Annotated in this window: 19 protein-coding genes; 10 read left to right on the top strand and 9 right to left on the bottom strand. The window is 59.6% G+C overall.

Annotated features, from left to right (window positions below):
• Positions 1 to 18: 18 nt before the first annotated feature.
• Both ACYSTU_RS09535 and gpmI read right to left on the bottom strand, forming a co-directional pair.
• On the bottom strand, positions 19 to 1,305 hold the full coding sequence (locus ACYSTU_RS09535; RefSeq protein WP_016772118.1) for a murein hydrolase activator EnvC family protein: 1,287 nt from the start codon (positions 1,303 to 1,305) through the stop codon (positions 19 to 21).
• Between the two features lie 254 nt (positions 1,306 to 1,559).
• The gene (gene gpmI / locus ACYSTU_RS09530; protein WP_498997689.1) at positions 1,560 to 3,089 is read right to left on the bottom strand and encodes a 2,3-bisphosphoglycerate-independent phosphoglycerate mutase; all 1,530 of its coding nucleotides are present in this window, start codon (positions 3,087 to 3,089) and stop codon (positions 1,560 to 1,562) included.
• A 153-nt stretch (positions 3,090 to 3,242) separates the two neighbouring features.
• Here gpmI and ACYSTU_RS09525 point away from each other — a divergent pair, with 153 nt between their 5' ends.
• The 3 genes from ACYSTU_RS09525 to secB are packed head-to-tail and all read left to right on the top strand — an operon-like array spanning position 3,243 to position 4,455.
• On the top strand, positions 3,243 to 3,656 hold the full coding sequence (locus ACYSTU_RS09525; protein WP_016772116.1) for a rhodanese-like domain-containing protein: 414 nt from the start codon (positions 3,243 to 3,245) through the stop codon (positions 3,654 to 3,656).
• A gap of 1 nt (position 3,657) precedes the next feature.
• Positions 3,658 to 3,912: a glutaredoxin 3 gene (grxC, locus tag ACYSTU_RS09520; protein ID WP_016772115.1), complete on the top strand. Its 255-nt coding sequence runs from the start codon at positions 3,658 to 3,660 to the stop codon at positions 3,910 to 3,912.
• Between the two features lie 57 nt (positions 3,913 to 3,969).
• On the top strand, positions 3,970 to 4,455 hold the full coding sequence (gene secB / locus ACYSTU_RS09515) for a protein-export chaperone SecB (protein WP_016772114.1): 486 nt from the start codon (positions 3,970 to 3,972) through the stop codon (positions 4,453 to 4,455).
• Between the two features lie 123 nt (positions 4,456 to 4,578).
• Here secB and ACYSTU_RS09510 read toward each other — a convergent pair whose 3' ends face one another.
• Positions 4,579 to 5,034, bottom strand: coding sequence for a tRNA (cytidine(34)-2'-O)-methyltransferase (locus ACYSTU_RS09510; RefSeq protein ID WP_016772113.1), 456 nt, complete (start codon positions 5,032 to 5,034; stop codon positions 4,579 to 4,581).
• Here ACYSTU_RS09510 and ACYSTU_RS09505 point away from each other — a divergent pair.
• The 4 genes from ACYSTU_RS09505 to ACYSTU_RS09490 all read left to right on the top strand — a co-directional run bounded on the left by ACYSTU_RS09505 (position 5,033) and on the right by ACYSTU_RS09490 (position 10,210).
• Entirely contained in the window at positions 5,033 to 5,473 is a 441-nt protein-coding gene (locus tag ACYSTU_RS09505) for a hypothetical protein (protein ID WP_016772112.1), read from the top strand. The genes ACYSTU_RS09510 and ACYSTU_RS09505 overlap by 2 nt on opposite strands.
• 187 nt (positions 5,474 to 5,660) lie before the next feature.
• The gene (locus ACYSTU_RS09500) at positions 5,661 to 7,652 is read left to right on the top strand and encodes a leucine-rich repeat domain-containing protein (RefSeq protein WP_257221675.1); all 1,992 of its coding nucleotides are present in this window, start codon (positions 5,661 to 5,663) and stop codon (positions 7,650 to 7,652) included.
• 84 nt (positions 7,653 to 7,736) lie between these two features.
• The gene (locus tag ACYSTU_RS09495) at positions 7,737 to 9,953 is read left to right on the top strand and encodes a leucine-rich repeat domain-containing protein (protein WP_498997683.1); all 2,217 of its coding nucleotides are present in this window, start codon (positions 7,737 to 7,739) and stop codon (positions 9,951 to 9,953) included.
• The gene (locus ACYSTU_RS09490; protein WP_498997680.1) at positions 9,950 to 10,210 is read left to right on the top strand and encodes a hypothetical protein; all 261 of its coding nucleotides are present in this window, start codon (positions 9,950 to 9,952) and stop codon (positions 10,208 to 10,210) included. The genes ACYSTU_RS09495 and ACYSTU_RS09490 overlap by 4 nt, the downstream gene beginning before the upstream one ends.
• Positions 10,211 to 10,831: 621 nt before the next feature.
• Here the strand turns inward: ACYSTU_RS09490 and ntrC are convergent.
• From ntrC to glnA, 5 genes are all read right to left on the bottom strand, one after another.
• Complete coding sequence (ntrC, locus tag ACYSTU_RS09485) at positions 10,832 to 12,268, bottom strand: nitrogen regulation protein NR(I) (protein ID WP_016772108.1); 1,437 nt, start codon at positions 12,266 to 12,268, stop codon at positions 10,832 to 10,834.
• A complete protein-coding gene (gene glnL, locus ACYSTU_RS09480; RefSeq protein WP_024011230.1) occupies positions 12,265 to 13,350 on the bottom strand; it encodes a nitrogen regulation protein NR(II) in 1,086 nt (361 codons plus the stop codon). The genes ntrC and glnL overlap by 4 nt, the downstream gene beginning before the upstream one ends.
• Positions 13,351 to 13,580: 230 nt before the next feature.
• A complete protein-coding gene (locus ACYSTU_RS09475; protein WP_498998141.1) occupies positions 13,581 to 14,168 on the bottom strand; it encodes a DUF4124 domain-containing protein in 588 nt (195 codons plus the stop codon).
• A 32-nt stretch (positions 14,169 to 14,200) separates the two neighbouring features.
• A complete protein-coding gene (locus ACYSTU_RS09470) occupies positions 14,201 to 14,713 on the bottom strand; it encodes a DUF4124 domain-containing protein (RefSeq protein ID WP_217879164.1) in 513 nt (170 codons plus the stop codon).
• A 278-nt stretch (positions 14,714 to 14,991) separates the two neighbouring features.
• Positions 14,992 to 16,398 (bottom strand): type I glutamate--ammonia ligase, encoded by a 1,407-nt coding sequence (gene glnA, locus ACYSTU_RS09465; RefSeq protein WP_016772104.1) that lies wholly within the window; start codon positions 16,396 to 16,398, stop codon positions 14,992 to 14,994.
• A gap of 327 nt (positions 16,399 to 16,725) precedes the next feature.
• Between glnA and thiI the strand changes: the two genes are divergently transcribed.
• Complete coding sequence (gene thiI, locus ACYSTU_RS09460; protein WP_498997672.1) at positions 16,726 to 18,180, top strand: tRNA uracil 4-sulfurtransferase ThiI; 1,455 nt, start codon at positions 16,726 to 16,728, stop codon at positions 18,178 to 18,180.
• Positions 18,181 to 18,319: 139 nt separating this feature from the next.
• Positions 18,320 to 20,140, top strand: coding sequence for a translational GTPase TypA (gene typA, locus ACYSTU_RS09455; protein WP_016772102.1), 1,821 nt, complete (start codon positions 18,320 to 18,322; stop codon positions 20,138 to 20,140).
• Positions 20,141 to 20,354: 214 nt separating this feature from the next.
• Here the strand turns inward: typA and ACYSTU_RS09450 are convergent, their stop codons facing one another.
• Positions 20,355 to 20,792 carry a YkgJ family cysteine cluster protein gene (locus tag ACYSTU_RS09450; RefSeq protein ID WP_016772101.1) on the bottom strand — a complete coding sequence of 146 codons (438 nt, stop codon included), beginning with the start codon at positions 20,790 to 20,792 and terminating at the stop codon, positions 20,355 to 20,357.
• Positions 20,793 to 21,051: 259 nt separating this feature from the next.
• Between ACYSTU_RS09450 and ACYSTU_RS09445 the strand changes: the two genes are divergently transcribed.
• The gene (locus ACYSTU_RS09445; protein ID WP_016772100.1) at positions 21,052 to 23,502 is read left to right on the top strand and encodes a glycogen/starch/alpha-glucan phosphorylase; all 2,451 of its coding nucleotides are present in this window, start codon (positions 21,052 to 21,054) and stop codon (positions 23,500 to 23,502) included.
• The last annotated feature ends 146 nt before the right edge of the window (positions 23,503 to 23,648 follow it).

Genomic DNA, 23,648 nt, shown 5'->3' with positions numbered 1-23,648 from the left:
CTGAATTAGATGGTGCGCTTATCCTTGCGCACGACACCATTGCGCCGGATCACTCGGGTGACCCTGCTGACGAATTGCGAAATACAGCGCTGGCGTGTCCTGACCGCCACTGTTACCGACAGTGGAAATCGACTCGCCAGCCTTGACCACATCACCCGCCGACTTGAGCAGCGTCTGGTTGTGGCCGTAAAGACTCAGAAAACCGTTGCCATGATCAAGGATCACCAGCAAACCGGCACCGCGCAGCCAATCGGCGAACACCACGCGCCCACCGTGTACGGCGTGCACCTGGCTGCCGGCGGAGGCGCTGATCATCACGCCATCCCACTTGGTGCGGGCGTCGTCGCCACGGCTTTCACCGAAGCGCGCGAGTAATCGACCATCAACCGGCCACGGAAGTTTTCCCCGGGTTGCAGCAAAAGGCCCGCCAAAGGTTTCGCCGCTGCTCGATACCAGCGCGCCGGGGCTTGATCTGGCGGGTTTTCGTGGGGCGTCGCTGTTATCAGCCTGCGCCTCACGCAAACGCTTTTTTTCCGCTTCCTGCTGGGCGATCAGCGCTTTCTGCCGCGCTTCCTCTGCCTCACGAGCCTGGCGGGCCAGGGTTTCTTCAATGGTTTTAAGGACTTTAGACAGGTCTGCCTGATCCTGCTCGCGGGCGGCAAGTTTCTGGTCGCGGGCCTTGACGTCGTCATTGAGTCTGGCAAGAACCTGCTGGCGTTCCTTGCGGACTTTCTCGAGTGCTTCGCGCTGCGTGTCGAGGTCGCTTTTCTGCACCAGCAACTGCGCTTGCTGCAGGCCGATGTCTTTTTCGACATTGGCCAACTGGCGCAGGGTTTCGTTGAAGTTCTTCAACTGCTCCAGGCGTGCCTGGCTCAGGTAGTCGTAATACGTGAGGGTGCGGGCGAACTTCTCGGGGTTCTGCTGATTGAGCAGCAGCTTGAGGTATTCCTGGCGGCCGTTCTGGTACGCCGCTCGGGCCTGAATGGCGATCAGTCGCTGCTGTTCAGTGCGCGCGCTCTGGAGTTTTTTTTTCTCTGCATCGAGCCGCTGTAGCTCGGATTCGCTTTTCTGCAGTTCTTTCTGCAGCGCGTCGACCTGCTTCTGCAGCTTGCCCATCTCGGTTTCAGTGCCCTTGAGCTCTTTCTGCACGCCGGACTTTTCTTCCTGCAGCTTGCCCAAGAGTTTTTTCAGCTCGGCGATATCCTGACGCGTGGCGTCCAACTGCTGTTGGGTTTGCGCGCGCTCGTCGGCGAAGGCCGGCTGGAGCAGACAGGTCAGAGCAAGGGCGATCAGGACGCGAAGCATAGGGGCGGGCGGCACCAGGGTAGAGGACGGCCTAGTATGCCCGCCCGAGCCTGCAAAAAAAACGCCCAATTGGGGCTGTGTGATAACTGGCTGGAGATACAGCTGAAAATAATCTTTCAAATGGCCTTAAACCACTGTGGGAGCTGGCTTGCCAGCGATGGCGGCTGCACATTCAACATAAATGCTGGCTGTCAGATTGCTATCGCTGGCAAGCCAGCTCCCACAGGGTTTTTGCGGTGTTTTCCGGATTCGGCTCAGACCAGGATCGAAGTCCCGGTCATCTCCGCCGGTTTTTCCAGACCCAGCAGCATCAGCATGGTCGGTGCCACGTCCGCCAGCACGCCGCCTTCGCGCACTTTCAGGTCGCGCTTGCCGACGTAGATGAACGGCACCGGCTCGGTGGTGTGCGCGGTGTGCGCCTGACCGGTGGATTCATCAGCCATTTGCTCGACGTTGCCGTGGTCAGCGGTGATCAGTGCTTCGCCGCCGACCTTTTCCAGCGCCTCGACGATGCGACCGACGCAGGTGTCCAGGCACTCGACCGCTTTGACCGCCGCGTCGAACACGCCGCTGTGGCCAACCATGTCGCCGTTGGCGTAGTTGACCACGATCACGTCGTAGCGCTGGTTTTCGATGGCGTCGACGATACGGTCAGTGACTTCCGGGGCGCTCATTTCCGGCTGCAAGTCATAAGTCGCGACTTTCGGCGACGGGATCAGGATGCGCTCTTCGCCCGGGAACGGTTCTTCACGACCGCCGGAGAAGAAGAAAGTCACGTGAGCGTATTTTTCGGTTTCAGCAATGCGCAGCTGGGTCTTGCCGTTTTTCGCCAGATAATCACCGAGAACGTTTTCCAGGCTGCCGGCAGCGAAGGCCGACGGTGCCGGAATGCTTGCGGCGTACTGGGTCAGCATGACGAAACCGGCCAGTTTTGGCTGGCGCGCGCGCGCGAATTCCTTGAAATCGTCTTCGACGAACACGCGGGTCAGCTCGCGGGCGCGGTCGGCACGGAAGTTCATGAACACCACGGCGTCGCCGTCTTCGACTTTCACCGGCTCGCCGATGGAGGTGGCTTTGACGAACTCGTCGCTTTCGCCACGGGCGTAGGCGGCTTCGAGACCTTCCTGAGCGGTGGCGGCGTTGAATTCGCCGTTGCCGTCGACGATCAAATTGTAGGCTTGGGCGACGCGATCCCAACGGTTGTCACGGTCCATGGCGAAATAGCGGCCGATGATGCTGGCGATCCGGCCTTTGCCCAAGGCCTGGAAAGTCGCGTCGAGCAGTTCGATCGACGAAGCGGCGCTTTTCGGCGGCGTGTCGCGGCCATCGAGGAAGGCGTGCAGGTAGATTTTTTCGGCGCCGCGCTTGAAGGCCAGTTCGGCCATGGCGATCAGGTGATCCTGGTGGCTGTGCACGCCGCCTTCGGACAGCAGGCCCATGAAGTGCACGGCTTTGCCGGCGGCCACGGCTTTATCCACAGCGGCGCAGATGGTCGGGTTTTCGAAGAATTCGCCGTCGCGGATCGCTTTGGTCACGCGGGTAAAGTCCTGATACACCACGCGCCCGGCGCCGAGGTTCATGTGGCCGACTTCGGAGTTGCCCATCTGGCCGTCCGGCAGGCCGACGTCCATGCCGCTGCCCGAAATCAAGCCGTTCGGCACCGTGGCCCACAGACGATCCAGCACAGGTTTCTTCGCCGCGAACACGGCATTGGATTCGGGGCTGTCGCTGTGACCGAAGCCGTCGAGAATCATCAGGACCAAAGGTTTGGGCGTAGTCGTCATGGAATCCACTCGTGGCTGATAAAGAAGAGGGCGATGGAAAACGGAGTTGGAGTTTAAAGCGAAGTTCCGACCGCGTCACCGCCGGACGGGGTTTGGCCGACCATAGTGGCTGTGTATACTGGCCGACATTTTAACGCCCTGGAACCTCCTTCGATGGTTGCTCACCTGATTGAATTTGCCACTAACCACTACATTCTTGTCGGTATCTTCGTCGTACTTCTGGCTCTGTTGCTGGCGCACACGATGCAGGGCGGCGGCAAGAGCCTGAGCACCGGCGAGCTGACCGCACTGGTCAATAAAGACGCAGGCGTGGTGGTGGACATCCGTCCGGCCAAGGATTATGCCGCTGGCCACATCGTCGGCGCGGTGAACATCCCGCAAGACAAACTGGCTGCCCGCGTCGGCGAGCTGGAAAAACACAAGGCCAAGACCATCATTCTGGTCGACGCCCTCGGTCAGACCGCCGGTACTCACGCCCGCGAGCTGATGAAGTCCGGCTTCACCGCCGCCAAGCTGTCCGGCGGGATTTCCAGCTGGAAAGGCGACAACCTGCCGCTGGTGAAATGACATGAGCGAAGTCATCGTCTACTCCAGCGATTACTGCCCTTACTGCTCGCGCGCCAAGCATCTGCTCGCCAGCAAAGGCGTGGCCTTCGAAGAGATCAAGGTCGATGGCAAGCCGCAGCTGCGTGCCGAAATGACCAAAAAGGCCGGGCGCACGTCCGTGCCGCAGATCTGGATCGGCGCAAAGCACATCGGCGGTTGCGATGATTTATACGCCCTGGAGCGCGCCGGCAAACTCGACGCGCTGCTCAAGGGCTGAACGGCTGCACCCACGTACAGCACTCCCTAAAAGACCCAAGATCGATAAGGATCTGAGATGACTGACCAACAGAACACTGCAGCCAGCGAAGAAGAAACCGCACCGCAATTTTCCTTGCAGCGCATCTACGTACGCGACCTGTCCTTCGAAGCCCCGAAAAGCCCGGCGATCTTCCGCCAGCAGTGGGATCCGGCGGTCGGTCTGGATCTGAACACTCGCCAGAAAGCGCTGGAAGGCGATTTCTACGAAGTGGTGCTGACTCTTTCCGTCACCGTGAAAAACGGTGAAGAAGTGGCCTTCATCGCTGAAGTGCAACAGGCCGGTATCTTCCTGATCAAGAATCTGGACGCGGCTTCGATGAGCCACACCTTGGGTGCGTTCTGCCCGAACATCCTGTTCCCGTACGCCCGCGAAACCCTGGACAGCCTGGTTACCCGCGGCTCGTTCCCGGCGCTGATGCTGGCCCCGGTGAACTTCGATGCCCTGTACGCGCAAGAGCTGCAGCGCATGCAGGAAAGCGGCGAGACCCCGACCGTTCAGTAAGACGGTTCAGCAATACCCCATGTGGGAGCGAGCCTGCTCGCGAGAGCGGTCTGTCAGACACATCAATGTTGACTGACACTCCGTAATCGCGAGCAGGCTCGCTCCCACATTTGTTTTGCGGCGTTACTTGAAGTCGTTCTGCCGCCACGCTTCGTACACGGCGACCGCCACGGTGTTGGACAGGTTCAGGCTGCGGCAGCCTTCGCGCATCGGCAGGCGCAGGCGCTGTTCGGCGGGCAGGGCGTCGAGCACGTCCGCTGGCAGGCCACGGCTTTCCGGGCCGAACAGAAACGCGTCGCCGGGCACGAACGCGGCATCATGGAACGGCCGTGAACCCTTGGTGGTGAAGGCGAACACGCGCGGGTTGCCCAGACTTTCCAGACAACTGGCCAGATCAGCGTGACGCTGCAACGTGGCATATTCGTGGTAGTCGAGACCGGCACGGCGCAGGCGCTTGTCGTCCATCTCGAAACCCAGTGGTTCGATCAAATGCAGGTGGCAGCCGCTGTTGGCGCACAGCCTGATAACGTTGCCGGTGTTCGGCGGAATTTCTGGTTGAAAAAGGATGACGTGAAACATGCACGGCTCCGAAGGTAAAGATGAGCGGCATTCTACGCCGCCTGTGGACAACCGTTCGAAACTATTCCCGCGCGTCATCGGCTCGCTGGCGATTGTCGGCTTGATGATCGGCTTGATGATCGGCCGGCTGACCACGCCGGATCCGAGCGTGCTGGAGCAGGTCGAGGTTACCGATGGCGGCCTGGTGGTGTGGTTCAACAATGAGCCGAAGCTGCACGGCGAGATCATCGACGGCACCGTCGCGCTGCTGTTTCAGGCCGAAGGTCGACCGCAGAAAGGCCAGCTCAGGCTCAACGGCAAGGACGTCAACTGGCGCATGCGCAAGAGTGATGGCGGATTGTTGCTGACGGTGCTGGCAGCGCGTCCGTTGCGGGGCGACTGGGTCGGCAGCGAGGTCGATGATCGCTGGCGACTGGAGATCCGTTTGAGCGAGCCCTAGCGGCACTTCTTCATCACTGGGGCGCGCTCCCACACTTTTTGAGGTCGTTTCCCACTGCGACCGTCTTCCTTTCCCATCTCCAGCACGTGCTCGTGCACGCTATCGTTCGCCCCTACAAACGGCAGGATGCCGAAACCCGTCGTCCCCTTGCAGGAATGCAGGGGGCGTCTTTTTCAAGGATGAAAATATGCCAGTCAAACCCCCTCGCGGTGGCGGTACCCACGTGGACGCCTCGGGCAGCCCGCATCGGTCTGCGGACGTGGACACTTCGCTTCCCGGCCACTTGGGTCGCACAGACGTCGATGTGGATATTGCTCAGCACCATTTGCTGCCGCGCGCTGGATCATCCACCGACGCCACCCTGGATGCCGTGCCCCCCGCCGCGGCCGTTGTAGTTCGCGCAATCGCGGAGGGTATTGGCCCTCCCGCCACTCAGCCTTCGCTGGACAATTACGTCACCAACGCCCGAGCGATACTTCCACAGGTCAACAGCGAAGGTTTGCGGGTGATCAGTCGGCGAACCTACGCAGACCTGGCCAACGGTGACCTGGTGCCTGTCGCCGTGGATCCTGCGACGGGTTTGTACCGAGCCCGGCGTCCAAGCGAGTTGCTCCCTTCCGGCCCGGTGATGCTGCGCGATGTGGACAGCGGACTTTGGTATGCGCGTGAAGTCGCGGAGCCAACTACCCGGGAACAGATCCGCACCTACCTTCCCGACGCGACCGACGAGGACGCGGATGCCTTCATCGCCCGGTTTGATGACAAGGACGTGGCAGAGCTTGAGCTCAAGCATATCCAGCTTGGGCTTGCGCTATTGGACTCGACGGGTTTTGACCTGCCGATCAGTCGAGGTTCCATTTCATCGGACAACGAGTTTCATGAGGCGCGAAATATGTGGGCGACGTTTCGCCAGTTGTACCGATGGCAAGGCCAGCCCGAGCAGCGCGTCTACCGTGATGGGCGGCTCGTGGGCTTCAAGCTGGAAATCGATCTGACGATTTGGCCAGTTGCAAAGCCGCTTTCCTTGAAGTTCGGCTCAGTGGTTTCTCTGACGTTAAGAGGCCGTGGCCGGCTGGATCCGGACGTGTTTTGCGCACAATTTCCCAACCTTGAAAGTCTGACGATTACCAGTCAGGAAATCGGAGTGCAAGGCCGGTTTCAAGGATGGGACGTGATTAATTGGGTGCATTCAAAATTCAGTCTGGATTCGCGCTTTGCCGAGCAATTGAAAAGATTCCCGCGTCTGCAAAGGCTGCACTTTCAGGACTGTGAATTGACGTCTGACTTTTCCGTACGAGGCCTTGCCAGGCTACATGAGCTATGGCTTTGCAATACATTCGAGGCCCCGGTGAATAGCCTCGACATGCAAATGCGGCACCAGGAGCAAGTCACCTTTTTGCAAGTGGCAGCTGACCTCAGAGGGATGACTGAACTGCGAGTGCTGGATCTGAGCCGCACCGGAATACACCTGCTGCCTTCCGGTCTTGAGGCCATCGACGTGGCGTCGAAGCTTGAAGTGTTGAGACTGGGGGGCAATCCGCTTGCGGACAGCCTTTCACTCGAAAACATGACCGCACTGCAGGAGCTGGATCTTTCCAACACACGATTGCAACGATTTCCCGAGGGCGTTACCGACAGGATTCCCGCAAGAGAACTGAATCTTGCGGACAATCACATCAGGTCGATTCCCGAATCCGTGGAGCTCAGAGCGGGCTTCAATCTCATCGGCAATCCGATCACGGACCCGACCTCGCTACGGCGGTTGATACGAGCACGTGCCGAGACAGGCACCGATATCTGGCTTGGGCAGGAAAGCAGCGATGGGTCTGCCGATCTCTGGCTACGCAACGTGCCACAGGACCAGATAGCGGAAAAACAAGCGCTGTGGGACAGGCATAACGCCGCAATGCCACTGGCAGTGACCGGCATTCTTCGTCGGCTGAGTCGAACGCCCGAGTTTCACGTCGAACGCCCGCTGCTGCAGCGGCGCGTGTGGTGGTTTCTGGAAATGTATGACAGGGCCGACGTCACCGAGCGGGCCAGGCTCGACGCCATTCTTCATACGGAAACGAGTCCCGGGAGGATGCTGGACCGGCTGGAGAATGAAATCCGCAGCTATGACGCAGGGCGACAGAATCAACCGCTGCACCCTCTGCCCAAGCGTCCGCGTATTGCTTAGGGGGATGCAAACAGCGGGCGGCACGATGCCGACACTACTACCCCCTGCACAATAGCCGGGGCAACTTTTCAAGGATGAGAAAGCATGCCAGTAAAACCACCTCGCGGGGGCAGCACCCACGTTGATACGGATGTCCACACGTTCCCGAAGCGAAGCTCTGATAAGGATTTCATACCGGCGGATGTACCCGTCCGCGATGGCACGGTCCCGTGGGCTGGCCTCGATGATCTGAAGTCGCGAAGCACCAAACCTGGCGACGACGCAGGCCCGGTTGCGATCCTGCCGGCGCCGGTGCTCGAAGTTCGCCCGGCGCCGCACCTTGCTGCAAGCCGCGCTGTCATAAACCGGTCACTGGAGACCTACCGGATAACGTCAGCGATCGAGCTGCCTGATGCTGATAGCGAAGGCTTCAGGATGTACAAAAATCGCTGTTATGTTGACGTACCTGACAGTGGCCTCGTTCTCGTCGCAGTGGATCCGGATACAGGGTGGTATCGCGCTCGACATTCCAGCGAGTTGTTCCCTTCCGGCCCATGGATGTTGCGCGATAGCGAGAGCGGCATCTGGCATCCGCACAGCGACTTCAGCACCCGCACCAACCCCCTGACCGCCAAAAGCCTGGACGGCTTTCATGCCGGGCCGGATCTCAGCGGCGCGCAATCGGGCAGCGACGGCGTGATACGTCACGAAGGCAGGCTCTATGTGGTCATCCATGAACAGGCGTATCAGGTCATGCAGGATCTGGATGCCTCCCGCCCGGAATACAGGGTTTGGCGCCTGGTCAAACCCAACGATCCCGTCGCTGCCGACAGCGCGAATATCTACCGCGCCAGCCTTGGCGGTGAAACCCTGGCTATCACCCGCAGCGAGCGGAACACTTGGGTTTCCATGCTCACCGGTTTGTGCGGTGGGATGGACGGCGGTGCACAGGCGCCTGCCAACCCGTTCAACTTTCACCGCCCCTGGCTCACCGGCGCCGGCCCCTCAGGGGCACAACCGCCGGTTCTGGTTGCTACCACACGGGCGCAGGTCAAACGCTATTTTGCTGACGCGACGGATCAACATGCCGATGATTTCATTGCGCGATATGGAGAAGCGGGGGTGGCGGAAGTGGAACTCAAGCGGCTTCAGTTGGAGTTTCCTCGGTTGGACCGTCAAATCACTGCCTGGGAGACGGGCTACAAAGGCAAGGACAATGCAGAGCGCAGGCGCCGGCTGGCAATAGGTGCCAACATGCGCCGGTTGTTCAAGTGGCAGGGAGAACACTCGGAAAAAGTCTACCGAGATGGGCAGCTGGTCGGTTTCAAGCTGGAGCTCGACCTGGGAAGTCGGGGCAATCTCGCGCCGCCGGGTTTTTCGGTTCCGCTCAGAGCCGTCGTATCCCTGGTCCTGGAGGGAAGTCCCTCAAGAAGTCTGGGCAATGTGTTCTCGATGCTTTCCCACATTGAAACCCTCGAAGTACGCAGATTCAAAGGCAAGAGTCATGAACTGTTAAGCGAAATCGGTAAACTCCCGGCGTTGAAAGTCCTGACGATGCAGGAGGCCACACTCTGGCTCCCGTCGGTCACTCTTGAACATTTCACGCAACTGACTCGTTTGCGGGAGCTGAGCCTGACGCACTGCAGTATCTGGCCGCCTTTTTCGGTGCGCGGTATGACCGAGTTGCGGGTCTTGCGCGCACGTTCCTGTGGCCTGCGTCGTCCGCCTGACGGGGTGGGTGAATTGCCCGCGGCGTCAAGGTTGGAGGTGCTTGATCTGTTCCATAACCCCGATCTGACAGACGCGCCTGATGTGACTCATATGTCCGCATTGCGAGAGTTGAATCTGGCCCATAGCTACATATCTTCGCCGCCGCCCGGGCTTGATTTGCCCAGCGGTCCGACGCGGCTGGAGAAACTGGATTTGTCGCAAAGCCGGCTGGCTGTGGCGCCTTCACTGCGGGGAATGACGGCGTTGCTGGAGGTCGATCTCAACCGTACTCGTATAAAGAGTTTCCCGGACGGCGTTACATCCGATATTCCCAGGACGCGTCTGGATCTGGCCCATACCGGGATCAGCGCAATTCCTGAAAACATTGAGCTGAGAAAGGGTTTTGACCTCACTGGCAGCCCGATTGCCGACCCCGCTTCTCTGCGACGTCTGATAGCTGCACGTCGGCAGACGGGTAGCGATCTATGGCTGGGAAGAATCGAGGCTGATTTGGGGATCCATCACTGGATGCACCATGTTCCCCCCAGGCGCGACACGCTGAAAAGTCTGCGCTGTGGGATGCATTTGTTCTTGAAGCGAACTCCGCAATGATGAAACAAATCAGAAATCTGGTGCGTACGCCGGAGTTTCAGGTTGAGCGGCTGCTTTTGCAGCGCCGGGTCTGGTCGTTTATCGAGCGTTTCCAAAACGCCAGTTACGGTGAGCAAAGAAGTTTGCTGCGTATTGCAACTGATGAAGCCAGCCCTGGAAAAATGCTGGACAGGCTGGAGGAGGAAATAAGGAGGTCTGACCCGACGTGGCAAAACCAGCCCCCACATCATGCGCCCGGGCGCCCGAGACTCGAGTAGGGGCGGGGGCGCTGCAGTGTAAAAGCGGGAATCCCTGACCTGCCTGTATCAGGGTTCCCAAAAGCATGGGCGTCGCGTTCAGCGTCGGCCCGGTGTAAAGAGGGAACCCCCGGCCTGCCTGTACCAAGGATCCCAAAAGGGTGGCTCGGCGCTTTGCGCTGTGAGCCCGATGTAAAGAGGGGAATCCCCGGCCTGCCTGTACCAAGGTCCCCGAAACGGGTGGTGAAGCGAATCACCTGAGATAGGTATTGCAGGGGGCGTGCCAGGTTTTAATTTGCTGGAACAAAAAACGCTTTGGGAACGCGAAAGCCCCGGGACTCGGGGCTTTCGCGTTTTTGAATAAAGGGTTTTTCAGGTTTTTCAGGAGTGATTGTGGCGATACGGCTGTGCGCGATCGCGGGTCATTGTGCATTGATGCGGTGCACGGTGGCCCTCACCCTAACCCTCTCCCAGAGGGAGAGGGGACTGACCGAGTTGCCCGGTCAAGTTACGGCGACCTGAGATACCGAGCCGAACTCAGGCCTCGAAACCACCCGAGATTGCTCCCTTCCCCCTCTCCCCCTTGGGGGAGAGGGCTGGGGTGAGGGGGATCGATCCTGAGTACACGACAACCCTTAAGCGTTAACCCTCTTCCCCCTCATCATCATCCCCACCATCAACCTTCATCCCCAGTTCCTTGATCTTGCGCGTCAGGGTATTGCGCCCCCAACCCAGCAGCACCGCCGCATCACGCCGACGTCCTGCGGTGTGCTTCAAAGCAGTCTCGATCATGATCCGCTCGAACGCCGGCACTGCGCTGTCGAGCAGGCTCGACTGGCCACGGGCAAGGGCCTGATCGGCCCACTGGCGCAGGGCCTGTTCCCAGTTGGTCACTGGCGCCGAATCCTGCGGCAGGTTGAGCAGTTCCGGTGGCAAGTCACTGATGTGCACTTCACGGCCGGAGGCCATGACGGTGATCCAGCGGCAGGTGTTCTCCAGCTGGCGCACGTTGCCCGGCCACGGCAGGTTTTTCAGGTATTCCTCGGTTTCGCTTTTCAGCAGCTTCGGCTCGACCGCCAGTTCCTGCGCGGCGCGGCTGAGGAAGTGCCGGGCCAGGGTCGGGATGTCTTCGCGACGATCCGACAGGCGCGGGATGTGGATGCGGATAACGTTGAGGCGGTGGAACAAGTCCTCGCGGAATTTGCCGGCGTGGACGAGCGTTTCCAGATTCTGGTGGGTTGCGGCGATGATGCGTACATCGACCTTCACCGGCACATGGCCGCCGACGCGGTAGAACTCGCCATCGGCCAGCACGCGCAGCAGGCGAGTCTGGGTGTCCGCCGGCATGTCGCCGATTTCATCGAGAAACAAGGTTCCGCCGTCGGCCTGTTCGAAGCGCCCGCGACGCAGGTTTGCCGCGCCGGTGAACGCGCCTTTCTCGTGGCCGAACAGTTCCGATTCCATCAGATCCTTGGGAATCGCCGCCATGTTCAGGGCAATGAACGGCGAAGCCGCGCGTGGGCTGTGGCGGTGCAGGGCGTGGGCCACCAGTTCTTTACCGGTACCGGATTCGCCGTTGATCAGCACGGTGATGTTGGAGTGGCTCAGGCGCCCGATGGCGCGAAACACTTCCTGCATCGCCGGCGCTTCGCCGATGATTTCCGGGGTGCGGGTCAGCGCAGGCACCACTTCCAGGCCTTGCTGTTCCTGCGCATGCTGGTTGGCGCGTTTGACCAGCGATACCGCTTCATCGACGTCGAAGGGCTTGGGCAGGTACTCGAAAGCGCCGCCCTGATAGGAGGCGACAGCGCTGTCCAGATCGGAGTGAGCGGTCATGATGATGACCGGCAGCCGTGGGTGCTGTTCGCGAATCCGCGCCAGCAGATCCAGGCCACTGGCGCCCGGCATGCGGATATCGGAAATGATCACGTCCGGCTGCTGCCGGGCCAGACGACTCATCACGCCATCGGCGCTGTCGAAGCTCTGGGTGGTCATGCCTTCCTGCTGCAAGGCCTTTTCCAGGACCCAACGGATAGAACGGTCGTCATCGACGATCCACACGGTTTCACTACGGCTCATGTCGATGTGGCTCCTTGTTCCAGTGGCAGGAAGATCGAGAAGGTGGTGTGGCCTGGATGGCTCTCACACTCGATCAGGCCCTGGTGCTGACTGATGATGTTCTGGGTAATGGCCAGGCCCAGCCCGGTACCGTCCGGGCGGCCGCTGACCATGGGAAAGAAAATGGTTTCCTGCAGTTCCGCCGGGATGCCCGGGCCGTTGTCGATGATCTCGATCTTGGTCACCAGACGATGGCGGATGTGGCCGATGGTGAACTGGCGCATGGCGCGGGTGCGCAGGCTGATGCGGCCCAGGCGCAGCTCGTTCTGGCTGCTGATCGCCTGCATCGCGTTGCGCACGATGTTCAACACCGCCTGAATCATTTGCTCGCGGTCGATCAATACGTCGGGAATGCTCGGGTCGTAATCACGCACCAGGGTGATGCAGCCCTGGCTCTCGGCTTCGACCAGATGGCAGACGCGTTCGAGCACTTCGTGGACGTTGCACATGGCCAGCGACGGCAGTTTGTTCGAGCCGAGCATGCGATCGACCAGATTGCGCAGGCGGTCGGCCTCTTCGATGATCACATTGGTGTAGTCGCGCAGGCTTTCCTCCGGCAGTTCGCGGGCGAGCAATTGCGCTGCGCCACGGATGCCGCCAAGAGGGTTCTTGATCTCGTGGGCGAGGCCGCGCACCAGCATCTTGCTGGTTTCCTGCTTGGACAGCTGGGCCTCTTCCTTGGTGATCCGCAACAGGCGATCACGTGGGTGCACTTCAAGCAAAAGCAAAGTCTCGCCGTTGCTGAGGATTGGCGTCACCGCGTAATCCACGGTCAGCGTCTGGCCGGTGAGGGCGGTGAGCATCGCTTCACGCTTGGTGAAAGGGTGCGCCTGCTCCACCGCCTGACGCAGGGAATTGAGCGCCTCGGGGGATTCGGTGAACAGCTCGCTGATGAACTGGCCGTGACTGCGCTGACCGCTGACCGCCAACAGCATTTCCGCCGCCGGGTTCATGTACTCCAGGCGCAGCTCGGCGTCGAGCAGGATGGTCGCCGTGGTCAGGTTGTCGAGCAGCAAACGGTGTATAGCGTCGCTTATGGTCATCTGAACCCCTTTTGGAGCAAGGCGTGCGCGAGAACAAAGCGCTGATGTCGGGAAAATGCAAAAACCAAACCAAGGCTCCGAAAAGAAGCGTTTAACCCCTGAAACAGGCGTTTGACGCGCGTTTGTATGGCACGAAGCCAGCTCAGACGGGAAGTTTCGAACCAAAATGGGTTGGGTTGTGGGCGAGATGCAGTTTAGTGCACCAATAGGGTGCGCATGCCCGGCAGACGTTAAAAGAAGCGCAGGAATGGGTTTTTCGGTTCGTCAGGTTTGTCCTTGAGCGGGCATTCCGGGCGCACGCCGTAATCGTCGGCGACACAGGGTTTGACCTGACGTTTCTGCGCCAGGGAAATGCGCAGCATGTGGAACGGCTGATTGGCGGTGCGTTCCACGGTACGCCCGGCGGCGTCGAGGATTTCGATCGAAAGGCTGTGGCTGCCGCGATCGATATTGCTCAGCGCAAATACCGGGCTGACGCCGGGCTCGCCAGTGGCCTTGCCATCCAGCAGCAGGCGATAACGATGGCCGCTTTGCAGGCCGGGCTCGCTGGTGACGCTGACGATCAGCTCGCCGGCGCTGCTGCGCAAAGTAGCATCGGGCTCCGGGATCAGAATGCGCAGCATGTCGTAGTGAAAGGGCGCTGGTTCGGCAGATTTTTTCGCTGTGGTGATCGGCGCTGCGGTGTTGGCAGGGACCGCCATGCGATTGCTCGTCGCGATCGGCACTCGCTTGGCGTTGGCGCGTGGCTGGTCGGTATAGACGCGGTTGCCCTGTGCGTCGATGTAGGTAAAGACCTCTGCCGACGCTGACGTCGACATCAACACCAGGATGAGTGCCAGCCCCGCGCGAATCACGGCGTATGCACCCGTTGCACGGTGAAGACCGCGGGCGGGCTCTGCTGGATGACAGTCTGGCCATCGATCACTTGCACGGCCAGGCGATGCTCGCCGCGATCAATGTTGATCAATTGCAGAACCGGCACGTTGCTCGGCTGGCCATAGGGCTGGTCGTCGAGTAGCAGCCTTAATTGATGCGGCGGTTGCAGGCGCGGTTTGATCAAAACGTTGACTGTGAAGGTGCCGTTATTGGCGCGCAGGGCCTCGTCAGTGGGCAGGCCGGCGAGCTCAAGGATTTCATAGGCGTTGCGCGCTGGTTGCGGTTGTTCTGCGTTGGGTGCCTGCGGCGCACTCGGTGCTTGCGGCTCGACCCGATTGAGCGGTGGCAGCTCGACCGGTTGCGCCTGCACGCCATCCGGCGGCTGATTGCTGTACGCCGTGTTGCCGTTGGCGTCGGTGTACTTGTAGATCTGCGCGGCGGCGGGCAGGGCGATCAGCAGCAGAATGTAGAGAAACGTGCGACCCATGAAATCGACCGGGATTGGAAACGATGGGTAGCAGCATAGGACAGGTGGTGCGGTTGGCCCAACTGGCGACACATTCAAAGATCATTCAGACACCACAGATCGCCTGTGGGAGCGAGCCTGCTCGCGAAGGCGTCGCATCAGTCACCATCATCTTCAATGCCTCACCGCTTTCGCGAGCAGGCTCGCTCCCACATGGAAAATGCGTTGCGCCGGGCAATAAAAAAGGCCTCCCGAAGGAGGCCTCTTTCTGTCGCGCCACTTTACGCAGCGCTACCGGATCAGCAGCTGTAGTACAGCTCATATTCCAGTGGGTGTACGAAGGTGCGAACCTTGATTTCTTCTTCCGATTTCAGCGCGATGTAAGCGTCGATGAAGTCGTCGGAGAACACGCCGCCCTTGGTCAGGAAGGCGCGGCCCTTGTCCAGCTCTTCCAGGGCTTCTTTCAGGCTGCCGCAAACCTGTGGAATCTCTTTCGCCTCTTCAGGCGGCAGGTCGTACAGGTTTTTGTCGGCAGCATCGCCTGGGTGGATCTTGTTCTGGATACCGTCCAGACCGGCCATCAGCAGTGCTGCGAAGGCCAGGTACGGGTTGGCAGCCGGATCCGGGAAGCGTGCTTCGATACGGCGGGCTTTCGGGCTCGACACGTAAGGAATACGGATCGAAGCGGAACGGTTGCGAGCCGAGTAGGCAAGCATTACCGGAGCTTCGAAGCCTGGCACCAGACGCTTGTAGGAGTTGGTCGCCGGATTGGTGAAGCCGTTCAGGGCCTTACCGTGCTTGATGATGCCGCCGATGAAGTACAGAGCGGTATCGGACAGGCCGGCATAGCCTTCACCTGCGAAGGTGTTCTTGCCGTCTTTCCAGATCGACATGTGTACGTGCATGCCCGAACCGTTGTCGCCGTACAGTGGCTTCGGCATGAAGGTCGCGGTGCGGCCGTAAGCGTCGGCAACGTTGTGCACAACGTACTTCAGGGTCTGAACTTCGTCAGCTTTCTTCACCAGGGTGTTGAACTTGACGCCGATTTCGTTCTGGCCGGCAGTTGCCACTTCGTGGTGGTGAACTTCAACCGACTGACCCATTTCTTCCAGTGCGTTGCACATGGCGGTACGGATTTCGTGGTCGTGGTCGAACGGTGGAACCGGGAAGTAGCCGCCTTTCACGCCTGGACGGTGACCCTTGTTGCCGCCTTCGATGTCCTGGTCGGACATCCACGAACCTTGCTCGGAGTAGATCTTGAACATCGAGCCGGAGATGTCCGACTTGAATTTCACCGAGTCAAAGATGAAGAACTCAGGCTCTGGACCGGCGAATACGGTGTCACCGATACCGGTAGCTTTCAGGTGCTCTTCGGCGCGCTTGGCGATCGCGCGTGGGTCGCGATCGTAGCCCTGCATGCTCGAAGGCTCGATGATGTCGCACACCAGGATCAGGGTTGGGTCTTCGGTGAACGGATCGAGTACGGCAGTTTCGTCGACCGGCATCAGGATCATGTCGGAGGCTTCGATGCCTTTCCAGCCGGAGATGGAGGAACCGTCGAACATCTTGCCGACTTCGAAGAAGTCGTCATCCAGCGCATCGCGAGCCGGCATGGTCACGTGGTGCTGAGTGCCTTTGGTGTCCGTGAAGCGCAGATCAATCCACTTGACGTCATGATCTTTGATGAGTTGAACCGACTTCGACATAGTGTCCTCCGGGTGAATTAGGGCGGGTAGTGGATGCCCTTAATAATGGTGATGCCGGCGCGAATACTCTGCCAAGGCAACCTGCCTCACAAGGGAGCAAATTGCATGCCAGTGCCCCAGCATGGGTTTTTTGCCCCAAATTCACGCTTATTAAGGCGTGCGAGGTTCTGAATCGACAAATTCCGCCCCTTAATGTTGCGTATAAATTCAGAAATGACCTGTTTTGGTGCAAGCAAAACCTTCTGCACATTAACTGGTTAAACCTTGAGCAATTTCCGCTATAATCCGCGCCCCCCTTTTTCGGCTGGCCGTTCGCGCGCTGTTTTCATGAAACTTATCGTAAAAGTCTTCCCCGAGATCACCATCAAAAGCCGACCTGTCCGGACGAAATTCATCCGCCAGTTGGCCAAGAACATCCGCACCGTGCTCCGTGACCTGGACCCGGCCGTGGTGGTGAACGGCGTGTGGGACAACCTCGAGCTGGAAACCCGCATTACCGACCCCAAAGCCTTGAAAGAGATGGGCGAGCGCCTGACCTGCATGCCGGGTATCGCGCACTTTCTGCAGATCGACGAGTACCCGCTGGGCGACTTCGACGACATTACCGAGAAGTGCAAACAGCACTACGGCGATGCGCTGGCCGGGAAGATTTTCTCGGTGCGCTGCAAGCGCGCAGGCAAGCATGCATTCAGCTCGATGGACGTGGAAAAATACGTCGGCAGCAAGCTGCGTCGTGAGTGCGGTGCAGCCGGAATCGACCTTAAAGCGCCGCAAATCGAAGTCCGTATCGAAGTTCGCGACAAACGGTTGTTCGTGATTCACAGCCAGCACAACGGCATCGGCGGCTACCCGCTAGGTGCGCTGGAGCAGACGCTGGTATTGATGTCCGGCGGCTTCGATTCGACCGTGGCGGCTTACCAGATAATGCGTCGCGGCCTGATGGCGCACTTCTGCTTCTTCAATCTCGGCGGGCGTGCCCACGAATTGGGCGTGATGGAAGTCGCGCACTTCATCTGGAAGAAGTACGGCAGCTCGCAACGCGTGCTATTTGTCAGTGTGCCGTTCGAGGAAGTGCTGGGCGAAATTCTCGGCAAAGTCGATAACAGTCATATGGGCGTGGTTTTGAAGCGTATGATGTTGCGCGCCTCGTCCGAGATCGCCGAACGCCTGCACATCGATGCACTGGTGACCGGTGAAGCGATCTCCCAGGTGTCGAGCCAGACGCTGCCGAACCTGTCGGTGATCGACTGCGTGACCGACAAGCTGGTGCTGCGGCCGCTGATCGTCGCGCACAAGCAGGACATCATCGACACGGCCAACGAGATCGGCACCGCCGATTTCGCCCGGCACATGCCGGAATATTGCGGCGTGATTTCGGTCAACCCCAAGACTGCCGCCAAGCGGGGCCGGGTTGAGCACGAAGAGAAAGAATTCGACATGGCGGTACTCGAGCGTGCGCTCGCCAACGCCAAACTGGTGCCGATCGATCGGGTAATCGACGAGTTGGGCCAGGATTTGCAAATTGAAGAAGTCAGCGAAGCGCTGGCCGGTCAGATCGTCATCGACATCCGCCACCCGGATGCCGCCGAGGATGACCCGCTGGAGCTCGCCGGCATAGAGGTACAGACGATGCCGTTCTATGCAGTGAACGCACGTTTCAAGGAACTGGACCCTACTCGCCAGTACCTGCTGTATTGCGACAAAGGCGTGATGAGTCGCCTGCATGCCCACCATTTGCTCAGTGAGGGGCATGCCAATGTGCGCGTTTATCGACCGAGCTAAGTGCCCGGGGCTGTTTGCCTGTGGCCTGCGTCACCGGCCCCCCGACACCGCCGTCAAGCTGTAACGGCCATGCCGGACACTACTGCTAATCGCTGCCATGACTTGTCAGCAAACCGAATCCTCTGATCGAGATACACAAGTGATCGAAAATCTACGCAACATCGCCATCATTGCCCACGTTGACCACGGTAAAACCACCCTGGTAGACAAACTCCTGCGTCAATCCGGCACCCTGGAGCGCAACGAGCTCAACGACGAGCGCGTGATGGACTCCAACGACCAGGAAAAAGAGCGCGGTATTACCATTCTGGCGAAGAACACCGCCATCAACTGGAACGGCTACCACATCAACATCGTGGACACCCCGGGCCACGCCGACTTCGGCGGCGAAGTTGAACGCGTAATGTCGATGGTCGACTCCGTTCTGCTGCTGGTTGACGCTCAAGACGGCCCTATGCCGCAAACCCGTTTCGTGACCAAGAAGGCTTTCGAAGCCGGCCTGCGTCCAATCGTGGTGATCAACAAGGTTGACCGTCCAGGCGCACGTCCGGACTGGGTTCTGGACCAGATCTTCGACCTGTTCGACAACCTCGGTGCTACCGAAGAACAACTGGACTTCCAGGTTGTTTACGCTTCGGCCCTGAACGGTATTGCCGGTCTGGACCACACCGCCATGGCGGAAGACATGACTCCGCTGTACCAGGCGGTAGTCGACCACGTTCCGCCTCCGGCTGTTGACCGTGACGGTCCGTTCCAGATGCAGATCTCCGCTCTGGACTACAACAGCTTCCTGGGTGTTATCGGTGTTGGCCGTATCGCTCGCGGTCGCGTCAAGCCGAACACCCCGGTTGTCGCTATCAGCGCCGACGGCAAGCGCCGCAACGGTCGTATCCTGAAGCTGATGGGTCACCACGGTCTGCACCGCATCGACGTTGACGAAGCAGCAGCCGGCGACATCGTCTGCATCAGCGGCTTCGACGAGCTGTTCATCTCCGACACTCTGTGCGACATCAACACCGTCGAGGCGATGAAGCCGCTGACCGTTGACGAGCCAACCGTTTCCATGACCTTCCAGGTAAACGACTCGCCATTCTGCGGTAAAGAAGGCAAGTTCGTGACCTCCCGTAACATCAAGGATCGTCTGGACAAAGAGCTGCTGTACAACGTTGCACTGCGCGTTGAAGAAGGCGACTCGGCTGACAAGTTCAAGGTTTCCGGCCGTGGTGAGCTGCACCTCTCGGTACTGATCGAAACCATGCGTCGCGAAGGCTTCGAGCTGGCCCTGGGCCGTCCTGAAGTGATCATCCGTGAAGTTGACGGCGTGAAGCAGGAACCGTTCGAAAACGTCACCATCGACATCCCTGAAGAATCCCAGGGCAAGGTCATGGAAGAGATGGGTCTGCGTAAGGGCGACCTGAGCAACATGGTGCCGGATGGCAAGGGCCGTGTTCGTCTGGAATACAACATCCCTGCTCGCGGTCTGATCGGTTTCCGTAACCAGTTCCTGACCCTGACCAACGGTGCTGGCATCCTGACCTCGATCTTCGACCGTTACGCTCCAGTGAAGTCGGGCCACATGTCCGGCCGTCAGAACGGCGTTCTGGTTTCGGTTGAAACCGGCAAGGCTCTGACCTACTCGCTGGAAACCCTGCAGGCTCGTGGCAAGCTGTTCGTAGAACACGGCCAGGAGATCTACAACGGTCAGATCGTTGGTCAGAACAGCCGTGACAACGACCTGGGTGTCAACCCAACCAAAGGCAAGAAGCTCGACAACATGCGTGCTTCGGGTAAAGACGAAACCATCGCTCTGGTCCCACCTGTTCGCTTCACCCTGGAACAGGCTCTGGAATACATCCAGGAAGACGAGCTGTGCGAAGTTACGCCTAAGTCGATCCGTCTTCGCAAGAAGATCCTCGACGAAAGCGAGCGTACCCGCGCTGCCAAGAAAGCCAAGGCGTAATCCAGCCCTGGAATAAAAAACGCCCCCGGTCGCGAGACCGGGGGCGTTTTTGTTTGTCTGGCTTTTATTCGGTATTTGCGCTGGCCTCTTCGCGAGCAGGCTCGCTCCCACAGGGATTTCGGGTGAACAGAAAATCTGTGTTCACTGATCTCTATTGTGGGAGCGAGCCTGCTCGCGAAGGCGGCCGATCAGCCGCCGTAAACTTCAGCAGCGATCAAAATTTGTCGATGGCCCGGAAATTCTGCACCCGCTCGACTTCTTTCGGCTTATAAGCGCAATACCCCGGCCGCGGGCCGATCTTCGGGTGGTTGCGGCAGGTGTCCGGGCGCTTGTCATAAATGGTGCACAGGCGGGTTTTACGATCCAGGTAATAGCAGTCGTTATTGCTCATGCGCTGGAGGGTGAAGATTCCCGACTTCTGATTGAAGCGCTCAACCAGACCTTCCTTTTGCAGACGCTTGGCGATGTTCTTTGGCGGATCGCCCAGTTCGAACTCGTCGACCACGCCGATGCGCACCAGATCCTTGATCTTCACTTCGACCGGCAGCGTGCAGCAGCTGGACATGCACGAGCCGCACATCGGTGCCGAATATTTGGCCCACGTATCGAGACGATCAATCTCGGCGGCAGCGATCAGGTTGGGCTTCATCATCGGGAATTACCAGGCGTGTATGCATCAGGGCGCGCGATCATACCGGGAGCGGTGGAATTTTGAACAACCTTTCGCCGGATATTTTCACAGCGGCCGCATTTTGCCCGACAGGACGGCACGGCCCCTGCATTCATTGGCTCATCCGCCAAGGTTATGTCGCACTGGCGCACAGTCCGCGCAAATACTGCCGAACCAGAGCCGTTAGCGCCGGTCAGACCGTCTAGGCTCAGAAAATTCCCGCTCGCTCGAGGTCCTGTTGATGACTCAAGAACCACTAGTTCGCGAAGCAGAGGTGGCCGCATTCCGCGACGCCGTCCTGACCAAACTCACTTACGCCGTGGGCAAAGACCCCGATCACGCCTTCGACCATGACTGGTTCGAAGCCATCGCCCTGGCTGCGCGTGATCACATGGTCGAACACTGGATGGACCACACCCGACAGATCTATCGCAAAGGCCAGAAGCGGGTTTATTACCTCTCGCTGGAATTTCTCATCGGCCGTTTGCTCTATGACAGCCTGAGCAACCTCGGCCTGCTCGACGTCGCCCGTGAAGCGCTGACCGAACTGGGCGTCGATCTGGAGCGCATTCGTCTGCTGGAGCCCGATGCGGCTCTCGGCAACGGCGGCCTTGGTCGGCTCGCGGCGTGCTTCATGGAAAGCATGTCGACCCTTGGCATCGCCGGCCATGGCTATGGCATTCGTTATGAGCATGGCTTGTTCCGTCAGGCGATTGTCGATGGCTGGCAACAGGAGCAGACCGAACACTGGCTGGATTTCGGCAACCCTTGGGAATTCGAACGGCCGGAAGTGGCGTACCCGATCGGCTTCGGCGGCAGCGTCGAAACCGTCACCGACGCCTCCGGCAAGACTCGTCAGGTCTGGTCGCCGGCGGAAACCGTGCGCGCAATTGCTTATGACACGCCGGTGGTCGGCTGGCGCGGGGCGAGTGTCAACACTCTGCGTCTGTGGCGTGCCCGCGCCATGGAAGACCTGCACCTGGAACGCTTCAACGCCGGTGACCACCTGGGCGCCGTGGCGGAAGTGGCCCGCGCCGAAAGTATCTCCCGCGTCCTTTATCCGGCCGACAGCACCGAAGCCGGGCAAGAACTGCGCCTGCGTCAGGAATACTTCTTCGTCGCCGCTTCGCTGCAGGATCTGCTGCGCCGTCACCGCAACATGCACACCTCGGTGCTGACCCTCGGTGATCACGCGGCGATCCAGCTCAACGACACTCACCCCTCGATTGCGGTGGCCGAGCTGATGCGCCAACTGGTCGACGTCTACGACGTCGCGTGGGACGCAGCATGGCAAGTCACTGTCGACACGCTGTCGTACACCAACCACACGCTGCTGCCGGAAGCGCTGGAAACCTGGCCGGTCGGGCTGATGGAACGCATGCTGCCACGGCACATGCAGATCATTTACCTGATCAACGCGCAGCACATCGATTCGCTGCGGGCCAAGGGCATTCATGACTTCGACGTGTTGCGCGCGGTGTCGCTGATCGAAGAAGACAACGGCCGCCGGGTGCGCATGGGCAACCTCGCGTTCCTCGGTTCGCACAGCGTCAACGGCGTGTCCGGTCTGCATACGCAGCTGATGCGCAAAACCGTATTCGCCGAACTGCACAAGCTCTACCCTGAGCGGATCAACAACAAAACCAACGGCATCACCTTCCGCCGCTGGCTGTATCAGGCCAACCCGGAACTGACTTCGATGCTGGTCGATGCCCTCGGCCCGGACCTGCTCGATCATCCTGAAGAGCGCCTGCTCGAACTCGAGCCGTTCGCCGAGAAAACCGCGTTCCGCAAAGCCTTCGCCGAGCAGCGTTTGCACAGCAAGAAGGCGCTGGCCTATCTGATTCACGAGCGCCTCGGGATCGCGGTCAACCCGGCGGCGATGTTCGACGTGCAGGTCAAACGTATCCACGAATACAAGCGTCAGTTGCTCAACCTTATGCACACCGTGGCGTTGTACCAGGCGATTCGTGCCGAGCCGGAAGTCGACTGGGTGCCACGGGTGAAGATCTTTGCCGGTAAAGCGGCGGCGAGTTATCACCAGGCCAAGCTGATCATCAAGCTGACCAACGACATCGCTCGGGTGGTGAACAACGATCCGACCGTGCGCGGCCTGCTGAAAGTGGTGTTCCTGCCCAACTACAACGTCAGCCTGGCCGAGAGCATCATTCCGGCGGCGGACTTGTCCGAGCAGATTTCCACCGCCGGTTTCGAGGCGTCGGGCACCAGTAACATGAAGTTCGGCCTCAACGGCGCGTTGACCATCGGCACCCTCGACGGTGCCAACGTGGAAATGTGCGAGCGCATCGGTGCCGAGCACATGTTCATCTTCGGTCTCAGTGCGCAACAGGTTGAGGCGCGTAAACAGAACCATGAGTTCAGCGCCGTACCCGACATCGCCGCCTCCCATCGTTTGAACGATGTGCTGCAAGCGATTCGCAGCGGTGTGTTCTCGCCGGACGACACTTCGCGTTATACCGGCCTGATCGACTCGTTGATCGACTATGACCGCTTCCTGGTCTGCGCCGATTTCGACTCCTATTGGGAAGCGCAGAAGCGTGTCGATGCGCACTGGCATGACTCGCAGAACTGGTGGCGTTCGGCGGTGCTCAACACCTCGCGGATGGGCTGGTTCTCTTCCGATCGGACGATTCGCGAGTACGCCACGGATATCTGGAAAGCGCTGGAGTAACTTTTCGCCTGGCTCGATATAATCGGCGCGCCGGAAAAGATCGCAGCCTGCGGCAGCTCCTACAAAGTGTTCGCATAAACCTTTGTAGGAGCTGCCGCAGGCTGCGATCTTTTTGCGACAGGCTGCGCTAATCTTCCCGGATTGGC

The organism is Pseudomonas glycinis, assembly GCF_054871425.1.
This window is presented reverse-complemented; position numbering and strand designations above follow the sequence as displayed.